Below are 17241 nucleotides of genomic sequence, written 5' to 3' on the forward strand. Positions count from 1 at the left end.
ACCCGCCAATACCGGGGAATGAACAACATCAACTGACGGACCGGGGGTCAAAACTCAACCGGCCAGGGTGGGTCACGATTCAAGCGCCGCCGACATTCCTGCAGGGGCCTGCGTTTGATGCCCGTGGTCAGCCAGGGCCCGCCGCCTTGGTAGGCGAGGTCGGCCAGGATGGGGACGCCCTGGCGTTCGCAGATCCGAATGATTTGGTGGGTGCGGGCAGCGGTCAGGTCGTGGGCACGGCCCGGTAGCGCAGGTGAGAGCCACAGCAGCCGGCCGTCCGGGTCGGTGACCACCTGCACGTTCACTCCGTGCCGGCGGTGCTTGTGGGAGTAGTCCGCGCGTGAGTCGCCGACCCGGTCGCACTCGGCCAGGGTGCCGTCCAGCAGGACGAAGTCGGGATCGGCCTCGCGCAAAGCCTTCAACAGCCCCGGCGCACGCGCGGCGAGCAGGCGGATGACCGCGCTGGTGTAGGCGTGGGCAGTGGACTCGCTGATCCCGAACCCGGCAGCGATCTTCGCCAAGGTGGCGTGCTCGCGCAGGTACACCAGTGCCACCATCGCTCGCTGAGACGGGCGGAGCTCGCAGCGCCGGTCACCCTCACGGGTGACGACGAGCATGGTCACCCATTCCACAAGCGCATGCGGCAGGTCGAGTGCGGCAGGATAGATGACCAACGAGGCCCCCGAGCAGCGTGGTTGAGACGTCAGACATCTCGATCAACTGCTCGAGGGCCTTGCTCATTGCGGCCCGCGGGCCGTCACCTGATCGGTGGCCATCTCGAAGAAGCTCACTGAACCTTGACCGATCTCACCGAACTGTGACCGACCCCGCTACTGGTCGGCAGGCTCTTGCACCCTGGGACCTGTCGTTAAAGTGATCTTGGCTGGTGGATCATGACTGGGTAGTGCGCAGATTGCGCCAGCAGGGTCCGAAGCCAGGCCGGAGTCGCGGTGGAGCACTGGTATCGAGGGCTAGAGACGACTTCCCTGGTTCGATTCCATCAGTTGGTTGTTGCATGCACGCAGAAGGACTTCCGGCGCTCCGCCATCGTCGTCCTCGTTAACAAAGACACGCACTTCCCTTTGTGCGCGGCTGAGCGCGAGGTAGAGGAGCGACAGGTACCGGATGCGTTCATTGGCGGTTGGTGTGGACGAGTTCAGATCCGGGATCCCCGCGACAAGCACTGCGTCGAACTGCAGCCCCGCCAGATGCTCTGCCGTTCCGACGACCAACCCGCGACGCCGGTAGCCGAGACCCTCGATGTCGGATCGACCAGTGACGGTGGACACATTGAACTTGCCAGACTGCCCGATCCGTGAGGCGAGCCTGCTGAACCTTGACCATTGGCGGAAGTCCACCACCGCGAGCGCTAGCCGGCCTGAGGGATACAAGTTCTGTACCGCGCGGACGATGTCATCCTCCTCACCAGCTCGAGAAGCAGAGGAGATCAGGTACGGCGAGGAGCCGTCCGCCTGCGCAGACTCCACCCTGGAGAAGTCGATGTCCCACTCCTGGCCGAGGTCGAGGGTCGGGAACTCGTGATGCACATGCTTGATGAGTTCGAGGATCTGTGGTGTGAATCTGTGGATGGTGGTGAGTTCGAAGTTCGTCACATCGCCGAGGTCGTCCTCGGGCACACCACTTGACGACTTGGTCCCGTCGGCAGCCAGACCGATGAACGCCTCGGACGGTGACTGCCGAGGGTCCACGGCCATGAATACGCGGGGGTAGACCGACGTATCCCGGGTGAGGTAGTGGAGCACCTGTCGCTCCAGCGGGTTGAATAGATGGAATTCGTCTACGAATACCAAGTCGTATCCATGAACTCGTCGGGCACGGTTCCACGTATTCGTCGACAGGTGGATCAGGAAGTCCGCAAGTACCTGATCGGATGTGGTGAGTGAGCGTTCGTCGAGGCTTGCCCAATACCGTGTGTACAACTCGAAGACGACCCGCTGGTCTTCACGGCTGAGAGGTAGCATCCATGCCGCCCGCGGCAGTTGGTAGTACCGTAGTTCGGCTCCAGCCCCGGGGAAGATTGCCGCAGCGCCGATGACGGAACCGAACTCGATGAGCAGGTCCCAGGCGAGCGCGCGCCGTACGTCATCGTCGTTTGAATCGAACCTCGCCCGCAGCCCTACGCTGACCTGCCCCTTATAGGTGATCCAGTCACCATTGATGAACTCATCCAGCACTTCCTGGATCTCGTCCAACTGGGCCTGCTTGCCGCTAAGGCTGTCCTCTCCAATCAGGCTGAAACCAGAGGATTCATCCTGCACGTACTGAGGGGAAATCATCGTCGCAAGCTCGAGCAGGGGGAAAACGTCGATTTCCTGCAAGAGCCCGAGGCCCATCGAGTCGATTGAGTCTGAGATCTGAGCCGCCAACGCCCAGCTATGGGTCACGATGAGCACACGCACACCCTCTCCAGCTGCGCGTGCGTTGAGTACCTCTCGAATTGCCTTGAGTGTCAAGGCGAGCGTCTTGCCGGAGCCGGCCGGGCCTCGAAGGCGGATCGACTTTTCCGTCTCGGCCTCGATAAATGCGCGCTGCTCGTTGCTGACTGCCTCCAGCCATTGTTGATATGACCAGCCCTTGGTCGTTGACTGTTCGAGCGCCGGAAGGCTCATCTCGACATCTGCGGGTTGGGAGCGTGCCTGGCTGAAGTACTCCTGAGAGGCGGCGACGGCCAGTGGCCATTCTGCTTTGATGTCGGGCGCGGTAGGCCGCGAGGAGTCGAACTGCTCCAGCGTTGATTTGTTGTCCGCTGTAGTGGCCGCCCAGAAGATGATGTCGGCTCTGTGTCCAGGGACAACCTCCGTAATCCATCGACTCCCGTAAGCATCCTTCTTCGATGTTGCCCTGAAAGCGATGTAGTTATTATACTTATATTGGTGCCACTGCTTAGGAAGGGAAAGGGGTCCCGGAGTCCTGGCCCTTTCAGCGAAGCTCTTCATCCGGCTCAGAACTTCTCTTCTTAGGCTTGCGAGATGCTCTGGGACAAAAGGCTCTTTGTTGTTCTGATCGCGCATGATGACGACGCGCTGCGCTTCTTCATCGTCATCCACGGAGAGGATGAAGTCAGCCGCCTCGGTGCTGAATTGGAAGAGAACGGCTGACGAGGAGACGGCGTCGGGGGATAGGCCGGTAGCCAGCTCACTCAGCGCGCGGACGGTCGCAACCAGCGGCTTCACGTGAGATCATCTCCAAGATAGTCAGCGTGCAGATCGCGAAGGTCTTCGTACTGCTCAGGGAGCCCGATGGACATGAACACCATGGCGAACTTCTGTACAAGGGCGTGAGTGAACCGGTCTTGCATACGCGAGATTCGGCGGTATGAGACGTTTTGGTGCGACGGCCCGAGCGAAATCGCGGGCTCCCAGACCTGTTCGATGTGGCGGAGATAGGCGAAGTATCCCGAGTCCTGTCCGGGCCCGATGGCTGTCAGGAACAGTGCGTCGCCAGGGGGCTGGGCGTAGGGCTCCCGAAGTTTCTCTTTCACCCGCTTGACTGCAGTCTCCCGTTTTGGGGAGTTAGCGCCGATGAGTTGAGCCTCTACGAACAGGCGCATGCTCTCCTTGAGGCTATCTGCCTGCGTGTCTATCATGCGGATGGCTTCGAGAGCGGCTTTGGCTCTCTGCGCCTCTGCGGGCTGCAGGGTGAGCGCGCTGACGATGTCCACGGGTTCTTGCTCGCTCGGCCACGCCCTAAGCCGGCGTTCGGTGATGGTGGGGGCGGCAGACTTCGAGAGGATCTGCCGCAACTCTCTCACCTGCTGTTTGGCCAGCTGTTCGCGGAGTTTGGGGATTTGCATCTCCGCCAGGTACTCCTCTTCCGCGAGCATGGGAACGCAGGTGACGCGGCCTTGGTGCTTCGCATGGGCGAAGTCGCAGTCGGCCGTCACGACGAGTAGGTGCCGCTGCCACATCGTTGCATCGGAGGCGACGGCTTCCAGGACGTCACCCTGTCGCAATGGGTCTGTCACGCTGACCTCACGGAATTCAGCGAACGGCTCGTCCACGGCATGCCCCTCCCACCCATCGGTTCACATCGTGCCGCCAACGTATCCGACCGCGGTACCGTGCACGTGAGCTTCCGGAAACCGCGTAGTAGTGCCCAACCCCTCCTCTCTCAGCGTTCCTGGCCGGCCCCGCCAGCGAGCACTACGGGCTCCAGGTCGCCGATGCCGCAGGCCTCCCAGGAGGCACGATCTACCCGATCCTGATCCGCCTGGAACAGTGCGGATGGCTGATCAGCCGTTGGGAAGACATCGATCCTCAGGAGGGAGGGCGTCCGCCCCGCCGCTACTACCGCCTGAGTGATCGCGGGGCGCAGGCTGCCAACACCGCGTTGGCCAAGGTGAACAGCCGCAAGCGCCGTACGATCCTGCCCGCGCACCCTCAGGGCGGCGCTGCGTGAACGAGCTGCTGGAAGTTGCTGCGCTCTCCTTCGCGACTGCTTGGCTCACCGCAGCCGTCGCGGCGGGGCGAGCTGCGAAGAGGGGACAGCCGGATTACCTGCGGTACTTAAGGAAGGACTTCGCGAAGAGTTTCCCGAAGACGTTCATGAAGGAGTACGGCCGGGAGCCGACCCAGGACGAGTTCCAACGAGTATGGGAGCTCATTGCGGAGCCAGTGGAATCTGAGTTCGAAAAGGCGCCGATCAAGGCACAGCGGAAGGTTGCTCTTGCAGTGGCGATTCTGCCCGCCGACGAAGACCGGCTTCTACACCCGCGCCCAGGGCCACGCGGCCGTCGAGGCCGGGGTGCTCCGCGCAGGGCAGGCCGAGGGCAGGTACAGCCTCGCTCCGGACTTCATCGACTGGCAGACCCGCCGCTCCGCAGCCGTTCTCGGCCGCGCCGACATCGTCTTCGCCCACAACCCCGAAACCGTCGGTCACGGCGACCGCGACCGCCTGCACGCCGAACTCCGGACGGCCTTCGAGGCACTCGAAGACCTGGTCGGCTCCGGCATGATCGGCGGATACGGCATCGCGACCTGGTCCGGGTTCACCGAGGACGCCTTCACCGTCCCCGAACTCCTCGCCCTCGCCCGCGACGCGGGCGGCCCCGGTCACCACCTGGCCGCCATCCAGCAGCCGGTCAGTCTGGTCATGGCCCAGCCGATCACCTGCGCACTCGACGGGCGCGGCCCCCTGGTCCAGGCCCGGTCCGCCGGACTCCTCACCTTCGCCTCCGCGCCCCTGCACGGTGGGGAACTCCTGGACCTGATCACCCCCGAACTGGTTGCGTTGATCCGGCCCGGCACCCACCCGGCCGCGGCCTGCCTGCTCGCCGCCGGTTCCTGCCCGAGCCTGGACGTCCTGCTGGTCTCGGCCAGCACGCGCGACCACTGGGACGCCGCCGTATCGGCACTGGACCACCCGCTGACCGACACGGAACTCAGGAAGGTCCTCGATGTACTCGCCCCCCGATGACTCCACCCAGGACCGGATGGAGTCCGCGCACGCCGAAGCGGCCAACCGCCTCGCCATCGCGACGAGCCGGCCGTACGCGTGGGGCTGGAACGGCCGCACCATCAGCTCCCGCGCGGGCACCGACCACTGGCTCCGCATCGAAGCCACCCCCGACGACCGGGCCCACGCCCGCTTACCGCACGAGGGCATCACAGGCGCCGAGCACATCCCCGACGCCGTACCGCGCCCGCGCCTGCACGCCACCGTCCGCTGGACCAAGGACGGCTGGACCTACGACGCCGACCTGATCTCGTACATCCCCCAACCGGCGATCTCACCGGCCACTCCCGAACTTCTCGCCGACCCGGGCCTCACCGACGGCTGGTGGACCGCTCTGCACAAAGCCCTGGACGTACTGGCCGGGGTGCCGACGGAGCGCGAGGCGGTCCGGACTCTGTGGATGCGCCGCTCCTTCCCGCTCTTTCTCGGCATCGACGCCCCAGACCGCATCGAGCGGGTGACCGGGCACGGCGACCTGCACTGGGCCAACCTCACCAGCACCCCACTCACCGTCATGGACTGGGAACGCTGGGGCAGCGTGCCCGTCGGCTTCGACGCGGGCCTCCTCCACGCCTACAGCCTGCGCGTCCCCGACGTCGCGGCACGCGTACGGAACGAGTTCACCAATGTCCTCAGCACTCCGGCCGGAAGGATCGGGGAACTCGCAGCGCTCTGCGAAATGCTCCAGTCCGTCGCCCGCGGCGAATACAGCGACATCGCCGCACCCCTCAAGAGCCGGGCCGAAGCCCTCACCGGCCGCAGACCACCCCTCCCACCCCACCGCTGAGAGGCACGCCGCCTGCAGCCTGAGCCCTCCTCTCCAGCGATGAAGCTCAGGCCGCAGTCGGACGCCAGGTCAAGCGGTCTCTGCCGCAAGGGTGATGACGTCGAAAGCCGCTGCAGGGTGAGCGGCCGCTCTGCTTCACTTCGCCCATGAGCGACACCCGCGAGGCCCTCGACCGCGCCGTCACCGCGCTAGCCACGGGCTCGGACCAGACACAGAGCCAGTCCGTCCGAGCCCTGGTGTCGATCGCACTCAACGAGCCCGCCCACCGCCAGCAGGCGCTCACTGCCCTCGAAGACTTCACCGCGAACGGTGCCCGCTCGGACGCGGTGGTCTCGGCGCGCACCGCGCTCTGCGGCTTCGACCCGAAGCGTGCCGCCCGAGCCCTCCGGACTCTCGAAGGCACAGCAGTCGCATTCCTGACCACCTCAGTCGTGGCCGGGTCCTCCTTCGGCAGCAGCGGCGTAACGCGGGTCCTGATCACCGTGGGCATGTGGATCGTGCTGCTGACGGCGGCATCGGCCTTCCGTCGCCTGTGGCAGCCCTACCTGGGGGCCTGGGTGCTCCTGCCCAGGGAAACCAGATGGCTTCGCGGCCTGCTCGTTGTGCTGCTCACCGTCTTCCTCACCAGCGGCCTCCGAGCCGTGCCGGACTCCTCTGGCGGCGCCCTCCTGTGCGCCGCGGGGGCGGGCCTGACGGGATGGCTCCTCTGGTCGCAGAAGCCGACGGGCCGCTGACAACGGCGCGGTGACAGCAGGCCGCGTGGGCCGTTAAGCAGTTCAACTGCGACAACGAGGTCAACGACCATGCCCACCAGCACCCTGTCCCGCGCCGACGGGACAGAAGAGACGTACACCTACTTCGACGGTGTCATCCGGGCGGTACACGCCGACGGAACCCGCTGCCCCCGCACCGGCAAGGGCCGCCACACCCAGCGCCCGCCCGACCCACGCTGCCCGGGACGCACGAAGTACGTGGCGACCTGCCGCGTCTGCAAGTGGGAGAGCGAATCTCCTTCGCACGCCAAACTGCGGGCCGAATCGAAAGAGCACGCCCGGGAGTGCGATGACCGGCAGCCGTACATGATGACCGCGCAGGAGTTCGTGAACCTCCCGCCAGCCGAGCAGGCCGCCCACCGCGCGTGGAACGAGATGCGCAACGCGCTGCCTCCCGAGCAGCGACCGCCTGCCCTCACCGTCGCACAGCACCGCGAACGCACCATGGCCACGCCCCCCGCCGAGCCCCTGCTCCCGGCGTACACGGCACCGCTTCCCCGGGCACGCGGCCTACTCAGTCAACTGGAACAGGTACCGGACACAACCGATGCGGCAGCCCATTCGGCGGCCGTGGAGGTAGCACGGGCCGCCGGGCGGGTCTACGTCGGCATCAGCCGGACTGACCGCGGCTGGTGCGTCTACGCGCAGCCCGACACCGACCCCGGATTCCGACCCCATCTCGCCGTCACACGGATCCTGGGACAAGCCGTTGCACGGCTGGTTCGCGAGGGCGACGGGCTCGGGGGAGGAAGCACCACGGCCGCGACGGCCGTGACCGGCGTACCCGACGAGTACCGGGCCCGGATCTACGCCCTGGCCTTCCAGAACGCTCTCGCTGGAGACCTCGATCGACTCCTGCGTCTCTGGACGGTCTGGCGCTGACCGGCGCTCGTCCCTGCGGGTTCCGCAGTCCCTCGGATGAGGCGGATTCGGTCGATTGCCCACAGCCGACTCGCGGGTGCGAGATCGTCTCTCCAGGGGCGGGGATCCCGCCCACGGCGCGGTGTGGGAGGTGCTGGTGGAGAAGGACGAGATCTGGACGTCCGAGGAGTACGGCAAGTCGCACAAGGGCCGGGTCGGGACACTCCTGGAAGACGGAAGCGGTCCCAAGCTGGTGTACTTTGACTCAAGCTCCGGCGGCTTCGGCTGGGAGGTCAGCCACTGGTCCGTCTACGACGGCGGAGCGCATCCGCAGCGCCCCCGCGCGCACGCTCTGCAGGGGGAGTGCTCGTGTGGCTGGCGGGGCGAGCCGCGCGTCGTGGACTGGACGACGGCCGGCGATCTGCCCCTGCGCGAGCATGGCTGGGAGACAGCTGGGGAGTGCCGGGACGACTGGGACCGGCACATCACAGCCGTCGCAGCCACCACCGTCCCCCTGCCCGCCGACCTGGAGACGCTTCTCCAGGATGTCGCCGCGGCGATCGAGCGACTTGGCCAGGACGCGCCGACCGCCGCGCTGAAAGCCGCCCGCACCCTGGAGCTGCTCGCCGCGCGCACCGCCCACGACGCCGCCCACGACGCCCGCGGTGAGGACCCGGAGAAGGTCGCCGCCGCCTTGGGGCTGAACGTCGACGACTCCCGTGCACTCATGGCCCGCTATGGCGGCTGGGGCCACTACGGCTGACCGACCCGCGCCTGTCCACAAGCGCCCGCCGGGCCCGAGCACCCTCGGACCCGGCGGGGCCGGTTACGGCGCGGGTTCGTAGACGACGGTGGTGGCAGGGCAGTCCTCGGCGATCCCCAGGAGCGCTTGGACCTCAGCTTCGTCGGCGGTCAGGTCCCAGCGCAGCTTCGTACCCACCCAGCTCGCGGCGTACGTGCAGTGGTACGAGCCGTCCGAGGGCAGCCACTCCGCCGGATCCTTGTCCGCCTTGCTCCTGTTCGAAGCCGCGGAGACCGCGATGAGCGTGTCCGGCGAGGCCTGGTCGTTCGCGTAGGCCTCCCGCCGCCCAGCGCTCCAGGACGCCCGTTCGGAATCGAAAACCTCTGCGAGCGGTACGAAATGATCTACGTCAAGACGTCCCGCGTCGGTAACGACCAGGTTGTCGTAGAGGCTTCGCCAGGACCCGCCGGTCAGTTTGCAGCCCGCCGCTACCTGCGGTGCCACCACCGCCTCGGACAGGATGACTTCCCGCCGCGTGTCGCACCCGTCGGTGGCGTTCAGTCCGCGGTTCCAGTGCTTGTACAAGGTGCGGCTGTAGCCCTCGCGGTGTTCGGCGGCGACGGGGAGCCGGTCGATCGCCTCGAACAACGGCAGCGGTGCCCGCGCCCCGGGCGCTCCGGGCGCGCCGGTTGCACTCCGGCCGGCGACGTAAGCGGGGGAGGAGACCAGGTTCTCCCGCGGGGTGTTGGCGGCGGCCGGTGCAGTGGTGGCGAGGAGCGGGAGGGCGGCGAGAGCGAGCGCGGGCAGCCCGCGGCGCAGGCGGTTAGTGATCACGCCCCGGGTTGTAGCGGGCGCAGTGGTCGGCCTGGAAGGGCAGTCAGGGGCACCTCACCCGACCGGGTGGCCGGATTCACCGGAGAAACGCATCTCTTCCTCATGCTCGGAGTACCCGCCTTCCCCAGGGCTCCGGTGGACATCCGCGTAGACGAGGACTTGCACGCTGTCCTCGCCCGGAGTGCGCCGGAGCCGGCATGGCCCGCTGGAGAGGAAGAGGGCTGAGATCCGGTGGGCCGCCTCGACGGCAGCCTTCTCGTGTCCCCGGATCTCGATCGTGATCACGCTCGTGTCGCTCATGCCTGCGGGAACTGGGCCGAGGGGAAACCGGTTTCACCGCGCCGGAAGGGTCCACTCCATCGAGTGCCGCCTGGCACAACATCCGGCTGCGCAACGGGAGCCGCGACGGTGGACGACGTCGGCGACGTGGAGCGGCCGCCGCGGCCAAGAAGACTCGTCCATCGACAGGTTCCCTCGGCGCTCATCGCGCGGTCGCCCATCGCCCGCGATGCGCCTTCCCTCGGCGCCCGCACCACGTCGGCCTGACGGCTGCGGCGGCAACGCGTGTACGACGCCGCCGACAAACGGGTGAATGCGCAGACTCGTGCATCACGCACGGTTACAACACGAACTGTGTACAGCTCGGATACAGCGCCTTGGGATCGCAGCAGCCAGCCAGTCCGTACCCTGCAGATCGACCGGTATACGCCCTCGAAGGGGCTGCGCAGTAACAGCGTTGACCGGTGCCGCTACTGCAATGCCCAGCCCGGAACCGTGGGCGACACCGCGCCGGGCGATCAGTGGTTTGATGCCGCGCCTCCACAGAAGGCGGCGGTACTTGTCGAAGTCGTAGCCGCGGTCGGCGTACAGGCGCCGGGGCTTGCGGCGGGGGCGGCCGCGCAGGCCGCGGATCGGCGGGACGGCATCCAACAACGGGAGAAGTTGGGTGACGTCGTGGCGGTTGCCGCCGGTGAGGGTGACGGCGAGCGGGGTGCCATGGTGGTCGACGATCAGATGGTGCTTGGAGCCGGGGCGGGCGCGGTCGACCGGCGAGGGGCCGACATGGTCTCCCCTTTGAGAGCCCGGACATGCGAGCCGTCCACAGCGCAGTCGTCCAGGTTCAGGGAGCCCGCGCGACGCAGTTCGGTCAGCAGGGCGGCGTGCAGGCGCGGCCAGACTCCGGCCTCGGTCCAGTCCCGAAGCCGGCGCCAGGCCGTGACTCCGGAGCAGCCCACGGTCTGGGCGGGGACGTCGCGCCAGGCAACGCCGGTCCGCAGCACGTACATGATGGCGGCGAGAGCAGCCCTGTCCGGTACGCGAGGTCGCCCGGGATGGCGGTGGCGTCGCGTGGGAGTGGGTGGCAGTAGCGGAGCCACCCACTCCCACAGGTGGTCCGCAATGAGATCGGTACGCACCTGGCCACCCTGCTGACCAAGATCGGCGAGCGCAAGGCCCACAGCTCGACTCATTCGGGATTGACGGACGTGTGAGCCGTGGATCTTCGGCGCACCCACGTGATGGGTGTTGCTGTTCAGGCGGGGCGGGGCTGGCCCGGGCGGTGGCCCGGGCCAGCCGTTAGACGCTAGGGCTTGGCGTCCGGAGCGGCCTTGGTGTCCGAGGCGGCCTTGCCGCCCTGGTTCAGCATGCCGCCGAGGGCGCTGAGGTTGCCGGCGCCGCCGACGCCTCCGGTCACGAGGGGTGCCGCCTTGGCAGCGGCGTCGACAGCGATCTGAGCCATCTTCTGCAGGTGCTCGGTGGCGGTCTTCATGGCCTCCTGGGCGCGTTCGCCGGCGGCCTTGTCGTTGCCGGCGGCGGCTTCGATGCCCTTGGTCAGCACCTGGCCCATGGTGTTCAGGCCGCTCATGTCGCGGAAGAGGTTCGCGGTGGCGATGGCCTGCACCGTTTGCAGGCCGACCGGGTCGGGCATCGCCGCGAGCGGCGTGAACTTCGCCTGGGAGGCACCCATGCCGGCCGCCGTGACATCGAGGTCCTTCGCCCGCCCTCCCATGGACACCGGCGCGATGTCGGCCGGTGTGATCTGGATGGGCGAGTCCTTCCAGTTCCAGAAGCGGGTGAGGTCGATCTTCTCGGCCGAGTTGGCCCGCCCGAGTACGGCCTCGGCGAAGACGCCCTTGGTGGCGATGGCGATCGTGTTGGTGACCGGCGCCCCGAACGTGTTGTCCGCCGGCTGGCGGGACTTGGTCCACGCCTCCCGTTCCTGCTCACTGTTGAAGTTCCACCGGAAGCCGAGGTAATTGCCGGTGGCGGCGATCGGCTTGGGGTCCAGCAGCGTGCCGAGCAGGACCGGCGCGGCGCTCGAGCCCGCCGGGGTGTACGAGTAGTTGGCGAGGATACGGCTGAGGGTCAGCTCGTCGGCGTTGGCCCACACGGCCTGGCTGTAGTGGCGGCGGTTGTCATTCAGGTGGTCCAGGACCGTCTGCGGCACATTCCCGCCGCGCACATAGAACCCGAGGGAGGCGAGGTAGGTGCGGGTGCCGGACTTCACCGTCGAGCCGAACAGCCCGCAGATCGCCGCGCCGCCGGCGTCCTCGGTCAGGTCGGGCGCCGCGGTGGTGGTCGCGGCGATCCCGAAGTTGACCACCCCCGAGGTCATTGTGAGGCGCAGCCCGGCGAGGCTGCCGCGGGCGGCCGTGCCGGACCAGGCGTCGACGGCGAGCAGCTTGTCGGCGCCTGCGAAGGTGTGGGAGGCACGCTGCTGTATGCCGGAGCCGCCGGTGTCGCCGCAGCGGAAGGTGTGGCCCGGGAAGACCACCTGGAGGCTGCGGATTCCGAACTCGTCGTACCAGACGTCGATCTTGGACGCGTAGGGAGAGTCGGCCTTCGAGGGGACGTCGAAGGGGACCGGCGCCTCCCGCGGAGCGGTGAGCAGCCGGAGCAGGCGCCCGGTGTTCTGCAGCGCCCAGTACTCCCCGCCGACGGAGGAGACGACATCCACTATCCCGGAAAATGCGGAAAAGTACTTGCCAGCAGTCCAGGTCGTGGCACCGGCCTCCACCATGACGGCCTTGCCGTCGGCGGTGACGCCCCAGAGAGTGCCGTCCGGGCCGGCGGACAGGCGCCTCACGCTCGGGGCAGGGGTCCGCTCCGTCCAGGTGGTGCCGGTGCGCTCGAAGGTACGTCCCTCCCGGCAGTACCACACCTTGTCCCTGCCGACGACGGCGATGTCGTCGGCCTTGACGTTCAGGTTCTGCCATGAGCCGTTGAGGGCGCGCTGCCAGAGCGTGTTGTCTACGCCGACGAGGTAGAGCGTGCCGTCCGGGCCGCACGCGAGGCTGAGCCCCGCCCAGCCCTGCGAGTCGACTCGCCAGGTCGTCCCGTCGAAGTGTGCGAGCGCGTTGTCGGTCCTGAGCGCCCACACAGTGTCCTTGCCGGGGGCGATGCGGGCCAGGTCTCCGTTCAGTCCGGTGGTCGGCAGCGGGTTCCACTGCCGGCCCACCGGATCGAAGCGGACCGGGCTGCCGTCGTACTTGCGCACCCCGTACACGCCCATGGCCGAGGCGGCGACATCGGCCAGATCCACCCCTTCGAATTCCTGGACGACCGACGGCGCCTCCGATGCCGTGCACGCGTCGAGCTTGCGTACGGTGGTGTCGAACGGGTTCGCTGCCCGGATCTTCGCCGCCCAGTCGGCCGGCGCGACCGACGCGAGGACCTCCTTGTAGCGTTGCAGGCTGGTGTAGTTGAAGTTGAGTTCCTGCAGCGGAATGAACAGACAGCGTTCCAGCTTGGTCGGCTTGGTCACCACGTTGTAGACCTGAACGACCTCGTAGTACTGCACCGACATCGCGTGCATATGGTTGTAGTTGGTGACGACCCGGGTGAGGACCTGCTCCTTCTCCAACTGCGTCGTCTCGCGCACCACCGTCATGTTCCGGCTGCGGGCGGCGGTCGCCAACTGCTGGGTCCGCGCACTGATGCGCTGCGTTGCCTCCTCCGCGACCGACTTCACGCCGGTCGAGCGCGACACCGCGGTCGTGAAGCCCGAGTTCGACGAATTGCTATAGGAACCGCCGGCCCCCAAACCGAAGAACGCGATGCCGATGCTGCCGCCGCCGCTGGAGGACTTGCTCACCTGGGACGCCTGGGAGGTGCCGTACTGCTCCTCGTGGGCGATGGCGTTTGCGACCTCGCTGATCGACCGGTTCTGGTCGGTGGTGCCGGCGAGCGTTTCGGCTTCGGAAGCCGTCTCGCTGCCGGTGGCCTTGGTGGTGCGCTGCCAGTCGACGACCGCGACTTTGGTGCTCTCGCCGGGCGCGAGCGCGAGGCTGTGCAATAACCGGCCGAGCGTGACGCCCTGGGCCGACCAGCTCTGCTCCGTCGTGACGATCATGCCCTCGGCCGGGCGGTCGTAGAACGGCAGGTTCTCCTCGCCGAGGTCGATGGCGCCGGTCAGCTTGCGCGCCGGCTTCGCCCCGGGGATGTCGGTGAGCACCACCGAGCGGTACCGGACGATCTCCACCGGGTAGCTGCCCGTGGTCGGAAGCAGGTCCTTGGGCGTCGGACCGTCGAGCATCGCCTTGTCCACTTCGAACGGGGGCGAGGTCCCCGCCGGGGCCGTTGTGCCGGCCGGGGTCTTCGCCGGTGTGGTGGCAGGTGTTCCGGTGCTCGGGGTGGTCATTACGGTCCCGTCTGCGAAGAAGGTGGAGAGGCCGTCAAGGCCACCAGGACCGGGAGCGCCTGGCCATCGGCATATGACGCCTTCCGAGTCGCTCGAAAGCTTCACATCCTGATCACAACAGCGTCAGACTTTGTCGAATTTGGCCGGAAACAGTGCCCGGCTGCGGAGGCGCGACCGCAGCGCCCGCTCCAGGAACCGGACACCCGCGGGCCCTGGGGCTGGACTTCCACCCCGAGCACCACAAGCTCGTCGGCCTCGAACCGCAGCGCCTGCATCCGGCGAGGCCGGATGACATGTGGCCGGGCGCCATCCAGAACACACAGGGCCACAAGTGGACGCACGCCCCAACGCCTTGCCGTCCGGAACGGAGACCCGCGCGGCCACCGGCTCCCGCTCGGTCGGGGCGGCAGCACCTGCCCTTCGGAGGCCCCGAATCTCTTTATGAAACGATCAGTAAGAGCCACTTTCACGTGAACGCCGACAGCAGGGGGCACCTCCTGTCAAGGGGGCTGGAGATGTGACGTGTCGCCATGGGAAGATCACGAGCGGTCGGCAAAGCGTCGTCCAGAGGGAGGGGACAAGCCATGGCAGGCGAAGCGTCCAAGGCGAAGGAAACAACCTCGGACACCTGGGTGACTACCAAGTCTCAGGCGAATGGGCAGCTCACGTCAGAGGCGACTGACCTCGGACTCATCCCGGCATCCGAGGTCAACCCCGAGGACATCGGCTCACTCAGCCTGCGTTACGTGGACGGTGTGCCGCAGCTTGTTATCAGCGGCGGGACTGTCCTTCCGGCGGGACTGACGGCCGTTGACGGCGCGGGAAGCGCTGTTGCGACGTACGCGGCAGGTGTAGCGCCCAGCGTCAAGACCGGTCGCATCACCAGCAACCTCCAGATCTCGCTCGGCGGTGCTGACGCCCATATCGACTTGAACGCCACCAACGGTGATCAGCTGTACTACTACGCCATCGACAGCGCGGTAGACGACGATCCGAGCGAAGACTGAAACTCGCATCAGCGCCACAACGGCGCATTCGTAGTCCCTTCATGCGGTGACACGGGCGGCAGAGCGGTTGAACGCTCCCGTCCGTGCCCGAGCCCTTAGGGGCGTGGCATGCCGCAATGACAAGATCACGAACGGTCGGCATGGTGTCGGCCGCGGGAGGAGACAGACATGTCTGAGAGCGAAGTGACGTCCGAGGTGACCGACTTGGGACTTATCCCGGCATCCGAGGTCAACCCCGAGGACATCGGCTCACTCAGCCTGCGTTACGTGGACGGTGTGCCGCAGCTCGTTGTCAGCGGCGGGACTGTCCTTCCGGCGGGGCTGACGGTAGTGGATGCAAGTGGGCAGCCCGTAGGTGGCTACACCGCAGATCCGATGGCGGTGAAGATGACTGCGGAGTCACCAAGGAGGCTTTACGTGGGTGGCCTTAGCTACGTAGTAGACGATGACGAGCTCCGTGGGCTCTAGGGATCTGCGCCTCTACATCGACAACGACTACCCCGACCCGGTACGGACCGCTCGAAGCCCGTACCGGGGGCGAAGTCATGGTCAGGGCGGCGCCCACCGCTGGTTACTGAGGATTTCGGGTTGTCGTCGGGTAGTGACGGTTCGTGATCCCTGCGGTATGCCGGTGAGGTGAGGTATCCAGAGGGTGGGGGCCTGACCGCTGAGCGTCGGGCGTTTCGTGAGGGGATCCGGCTTCAGGCCGGCGTGCGGTTCGCGGCGGGTGAGAAGACCGCGGTGATCGCGAAGGATCTGCGGGTGAGTGTGCGGTCGGTGGAACGCTGGCGCCGTGCCTGGCGCGAAGGCGGCATGGAGGCCCTGCGCTCGAGGGGCCCGGCGAACTCCCCGACCGTCACCGACGCCCAGTTCGCCGTACTCGAGGAGGAACTCGGCAAGGGCCCCTCGGCGCACGGCTTCGAGGATGAACGCTGGACTTTGGTCCGCGTTCAGACGGTGATCCGCCGCCGGCTGCGGGTGAGCCTGTCGGTGGCGACGGTGTGGCGGCTGCTGAAACGGCACGGCTGGTCCTGGCAGGCACCCGCCCGCAGAGCCCTCGAGCGTGACGAGCACGCGGTCGAACTGTGGAAGAAGGAGGTGTGGCCACGGGTGCAAGCCTCGCGGCGGCGTCCGGGGCCTGGATCGTCTTCGAGGACGAAGCCGGCTTCTCGATGACTCCGCCGCGTGCCCGCACCTGGGGCCGGCGCGGGCACACCCCCGTCATCCGCGTCCGTGGCCGGTCCCGCCGACGGACCTCGGTCGCCGCCCTGTGCTGCTACAAACCCGGCGAGAAGAGCCGCCTCATCCACCGGCCCCGCCAGCATCTCCTGCTCAAGGGCGCCCGCAAGAGTTTCTCCTGGCAGGACTACCGCGACCTGCTGGTGAGGGCCCACATTCAACTCGGCGGCCCCATCGTGGTGCTCTGGGACAATCTCAACACCCACCTGGCCGCCGGACTGAAACGCTACGAAGCCGAGCACGACTGGCTCACCACCATTCGCCTCCCGGCATACGCGCCAGACCTTAACCCCGTCGAGGCCCTCTGGTCCCTCGTGCGCAGAGCCACGGCCAACACCGCCTTCGCAACCCCCGACGACCTCGACCGCACACTCCGCCGCGAGTTACGCAGAATCCAGCTCCGCCCCCACCTGATCGACGGCTGCCTCAACGCCACCAACCTGACCCTCACCCCACCGACCCCAACCTAAAAACCTCAGTAGACGTGCGTTGACCGGCCACAGATGACTACGACCGACACCGCGCGGCACACGCGGCGGCGACAATCGCCGGGTGGAGAACGCGGGGATCAGGAGTCAGTTCTGGGCGACGTGGGCCGTCCAGCCGTAGGGGAGTTCGGAGCCGTCGAGCAAGATGCCCTCGACCGTGCGGGTTTCGGGGTCGATGTCGGCTTGTACGCCCTCGCCTTCGTAACGGGGGTAGCCGGTCGCGCCCAGATCGCCGGTGAGATCCACGAGAGCCGTGCGCAGAATGCCTTTGGTCCCGGCCTCCGGGCTGGATGGGCGGATTTCGACGGTGAAGTGGCGGGGGACGGGAGCGTTTGCGCCAGAGGAAGTCATGCCGCCAGGTTACTGTTTCTGATCCATAGACTCCGGGCCTCTCTC

General features: G+C 67.1%; 15 protein-coding genes and 2 pseudogenes. 9 read left to right on the plus strand and 8 right to left on the minus strand.

Annotated features, from left to right (window positions below; all coding sequences use genetic code 11):
- Positions 1–74: 74 nt before the first annotated feature.
- The 3 genes and pseudogenes from AC0693_RS36905 to AC0693_RS36915 all read right to left on the minus strand — a co-directional run.
- Positions 75–674: pseudogene (locus AC0693_RS36905) on the minus strand (transposase family protein); the annotation flags it as partial.
- Between the two features lie 297 nt (positions 675–971).
- Complete coding sequence (locus AC0693_RS36910) at positions 972–3194, minus strand: UvrD-helicase domain-containing protein (protein WP_478804348.1); 2223 nt, start codon at positions 3192–3194, stop codon at positions 972–974.
- Positions 3191–4021, minus strand: coding sequence for a hypothetical protein (locus AC0693_RS36915; protein ID WP_478804349.1), 831 nt, complete (start codon positions 4019–4021; stop codon positions 3191–3193). The genes AC0693_RS36910 and AC0693_RS36915 overlap by 4 nt, the downstream gene beginning before the upstream one ends.
- 188 nt (positions 4022–4209) lie before the next feature.
- Here AC0693_RS36915 and AC0693_RS36920 point away from each other — a divergent pair, with 188 nt between their 5' ends.
- The 6 genes from AC0693_RS36920 (at position 4210) to AC0693_RS36945 (ending at position 8659) form a co-directional block, all read left to right on the plus strand.
- Positions 4210–4419 carry a PadR family transcriptional regulator gene (locus AC0693_RS36920; protein WP_478804397.1) on the plus strand — a complete coding sequence of 70 codons (210 nt, stop codon included), beginning with the start codon at positions 4210–4212 and terminating at the stop codon, positions 4417–4419.
- 267 nt (positions 4420–4686) lie between these two features.
- Complete coding sequence (locus AC0693_RS36925) at positions 4687–5436, plus strand: aldo-keto reductase family protein (RefSeq protein WP_478804350.1); 750 nt, start codon at positions 4687–4689, stop codon at positions 5434–5436.
- The gene (locus tag AC0693_RS36930; protein WP_478804351.1) at positions 5417–6262 is read left to right on the plus strand and encodes a hypothetical protein; all 846 of its coding nucleotides are present in this window, start codon (positions 5417–5419) and stop codon (positions 6260–6262) included. The genes AC0693_RS36925 and AC0693_RS36930 overlap by 20 nt, the downstream gene beginning before the upstream one ends.
- 146 nt (positions 6263–6408) lie before the next feature.
- Entirely contained in the window at positions 6409–6996 is a 588-nt protein-coding gene (locus tag AC0693_RS36935; RefSeq protein ID WP_478804352.1) for a hypothetical protein, read from the plus strand.
- Between the two features lie 69 nt (positions 6997–7065).
- Complete coding sequence (locus AC0693_RS36940) at positions 7066–7917, plus strand: hypothetical protein (RefSeq protein WP_478804353.1); 852 nt, start codon at positions 7066–7068, stop codon at positions 7915–7917.
- A gap of 76 nt (positions 7918–7993) precedes the next feature.
- Positions 7994–8659, plus strand: coding sequence for a hypothetical protein (locus AC0693_RS36945; protein WP_478804354.1), 666 nt, complete (start codon positions 7994–7996; stop codon positions 8657–8659).
- A 63-nt stretch (positions 8660–8722) separates the two neighbouring features.
- Here AC0693_RS36945 and AC0693_RS36950 read toward each other — a convergent pair whose 3' ends face one another.
- From AC0693_RS36950 to AC0693_RS36965, 4 genes and pseudogenes are all read right to left on the minus strand, one after another.
- On the minus strand, positions 8723–9469 hold the full coding sequence (locus tag AC0693_RS36950) for an HNH endonuclease family protein (RefSeq protein ID WP_478804398.1): 747 nt from the start codon (positions 9467–9469) through the stop codon (positions 8723–8725).
- 57 nt (positions 9470–9526) lie between these two features.
- Complete coding sequence (locus AC0693_RS36955; RefSeq protein ID WP_478804355.1) at positions 9527–9757, minus strand: hypothetical protein; 231 nt, start codon at positions 9755–9757, stop codon at positions 9527–9529.
- A gap of 474 nt (positions 9758–10231) precedes the next feature.
- Positions 10232–10887: pseudogene (locus tag AC0693_RS36960) on the minus strand (IS5 family transposase); the annotation flags it as partial.
- 167 nt (positions 10888–11054) lie between these two features.
- Positions 11055–14111 carry a hypothetical protein gene (locus tag AC0693_RS36965; protein ID WP_478804356.1) on the minus strand — a complete coding sequence of 1019 codons (3057 nt, stop codon included), beginning with the start codon at positions 14109–14111 and terminating at the stop codon, positions 11055–11057.
- Between the two features lie 584 nt (positions 14112–14695).
- On the opposite strand from AC0693_RS36965, the gene AC0693_RS36970 reads away from it, so the two are divergent.
- From AC0693_RS36970 to AC0693_RS36980, 3 genes are all read left to right on the plus strand, one after another.
- Positions 14696–15118, plus strand: a complete 423-nt coding sequence (locus AC0693_RS36970) for a hypothetical protein (RefSeq protein ID WP_478804357.1) — start codon at positions 14696–14698, stop codon at positions 15116–15118.
- A gap of 168 nt (positions 15119–15286) precedes the next feature.
- Complete coding sequence (locus AC0693_RS36975) at positions 15287–15586, plus strand: hypothetical protein (protein WP_478804358.1); 300 nt, start codon at positions 15287–15289, stop codon at positions 15584–15586.
- Between the two features lie 168 nt (positions 15587–15754).
- Positions 15755–16827 (plus strand): IS630 family transposase gene (locus AC0693_RS36980; RefSeq protein WP_478804359.1). Its coding sequence is split into 2 segments (ribosomal slippage): positions 15755–16265 and positions 16265–16827, totalling 1074 coding nucleotides; the frame shifts between segments, so codons are not numbered across the junction.
- A gap of 105 nt (positions 16828–16932) precedes the next feature.
- Here the strand turns inward: AC0693_RS36980 and AC0693_RS36985 are convergent.
- Positions 16933–17196 (minus strand): hypothetical protein, encoded by a 264-nt coding sequence (locus AC0693_RS36985; protein WP_478804360.1) that lies wholly within the window; start codon positions 17194–17196, stop codon positions 16933–16935.
- Positions 17197–17241: the final 45 nt, after the last annotated feature.

Source organism: Streptomyces sp. NPDC043876, assembly GCF_056435825.1.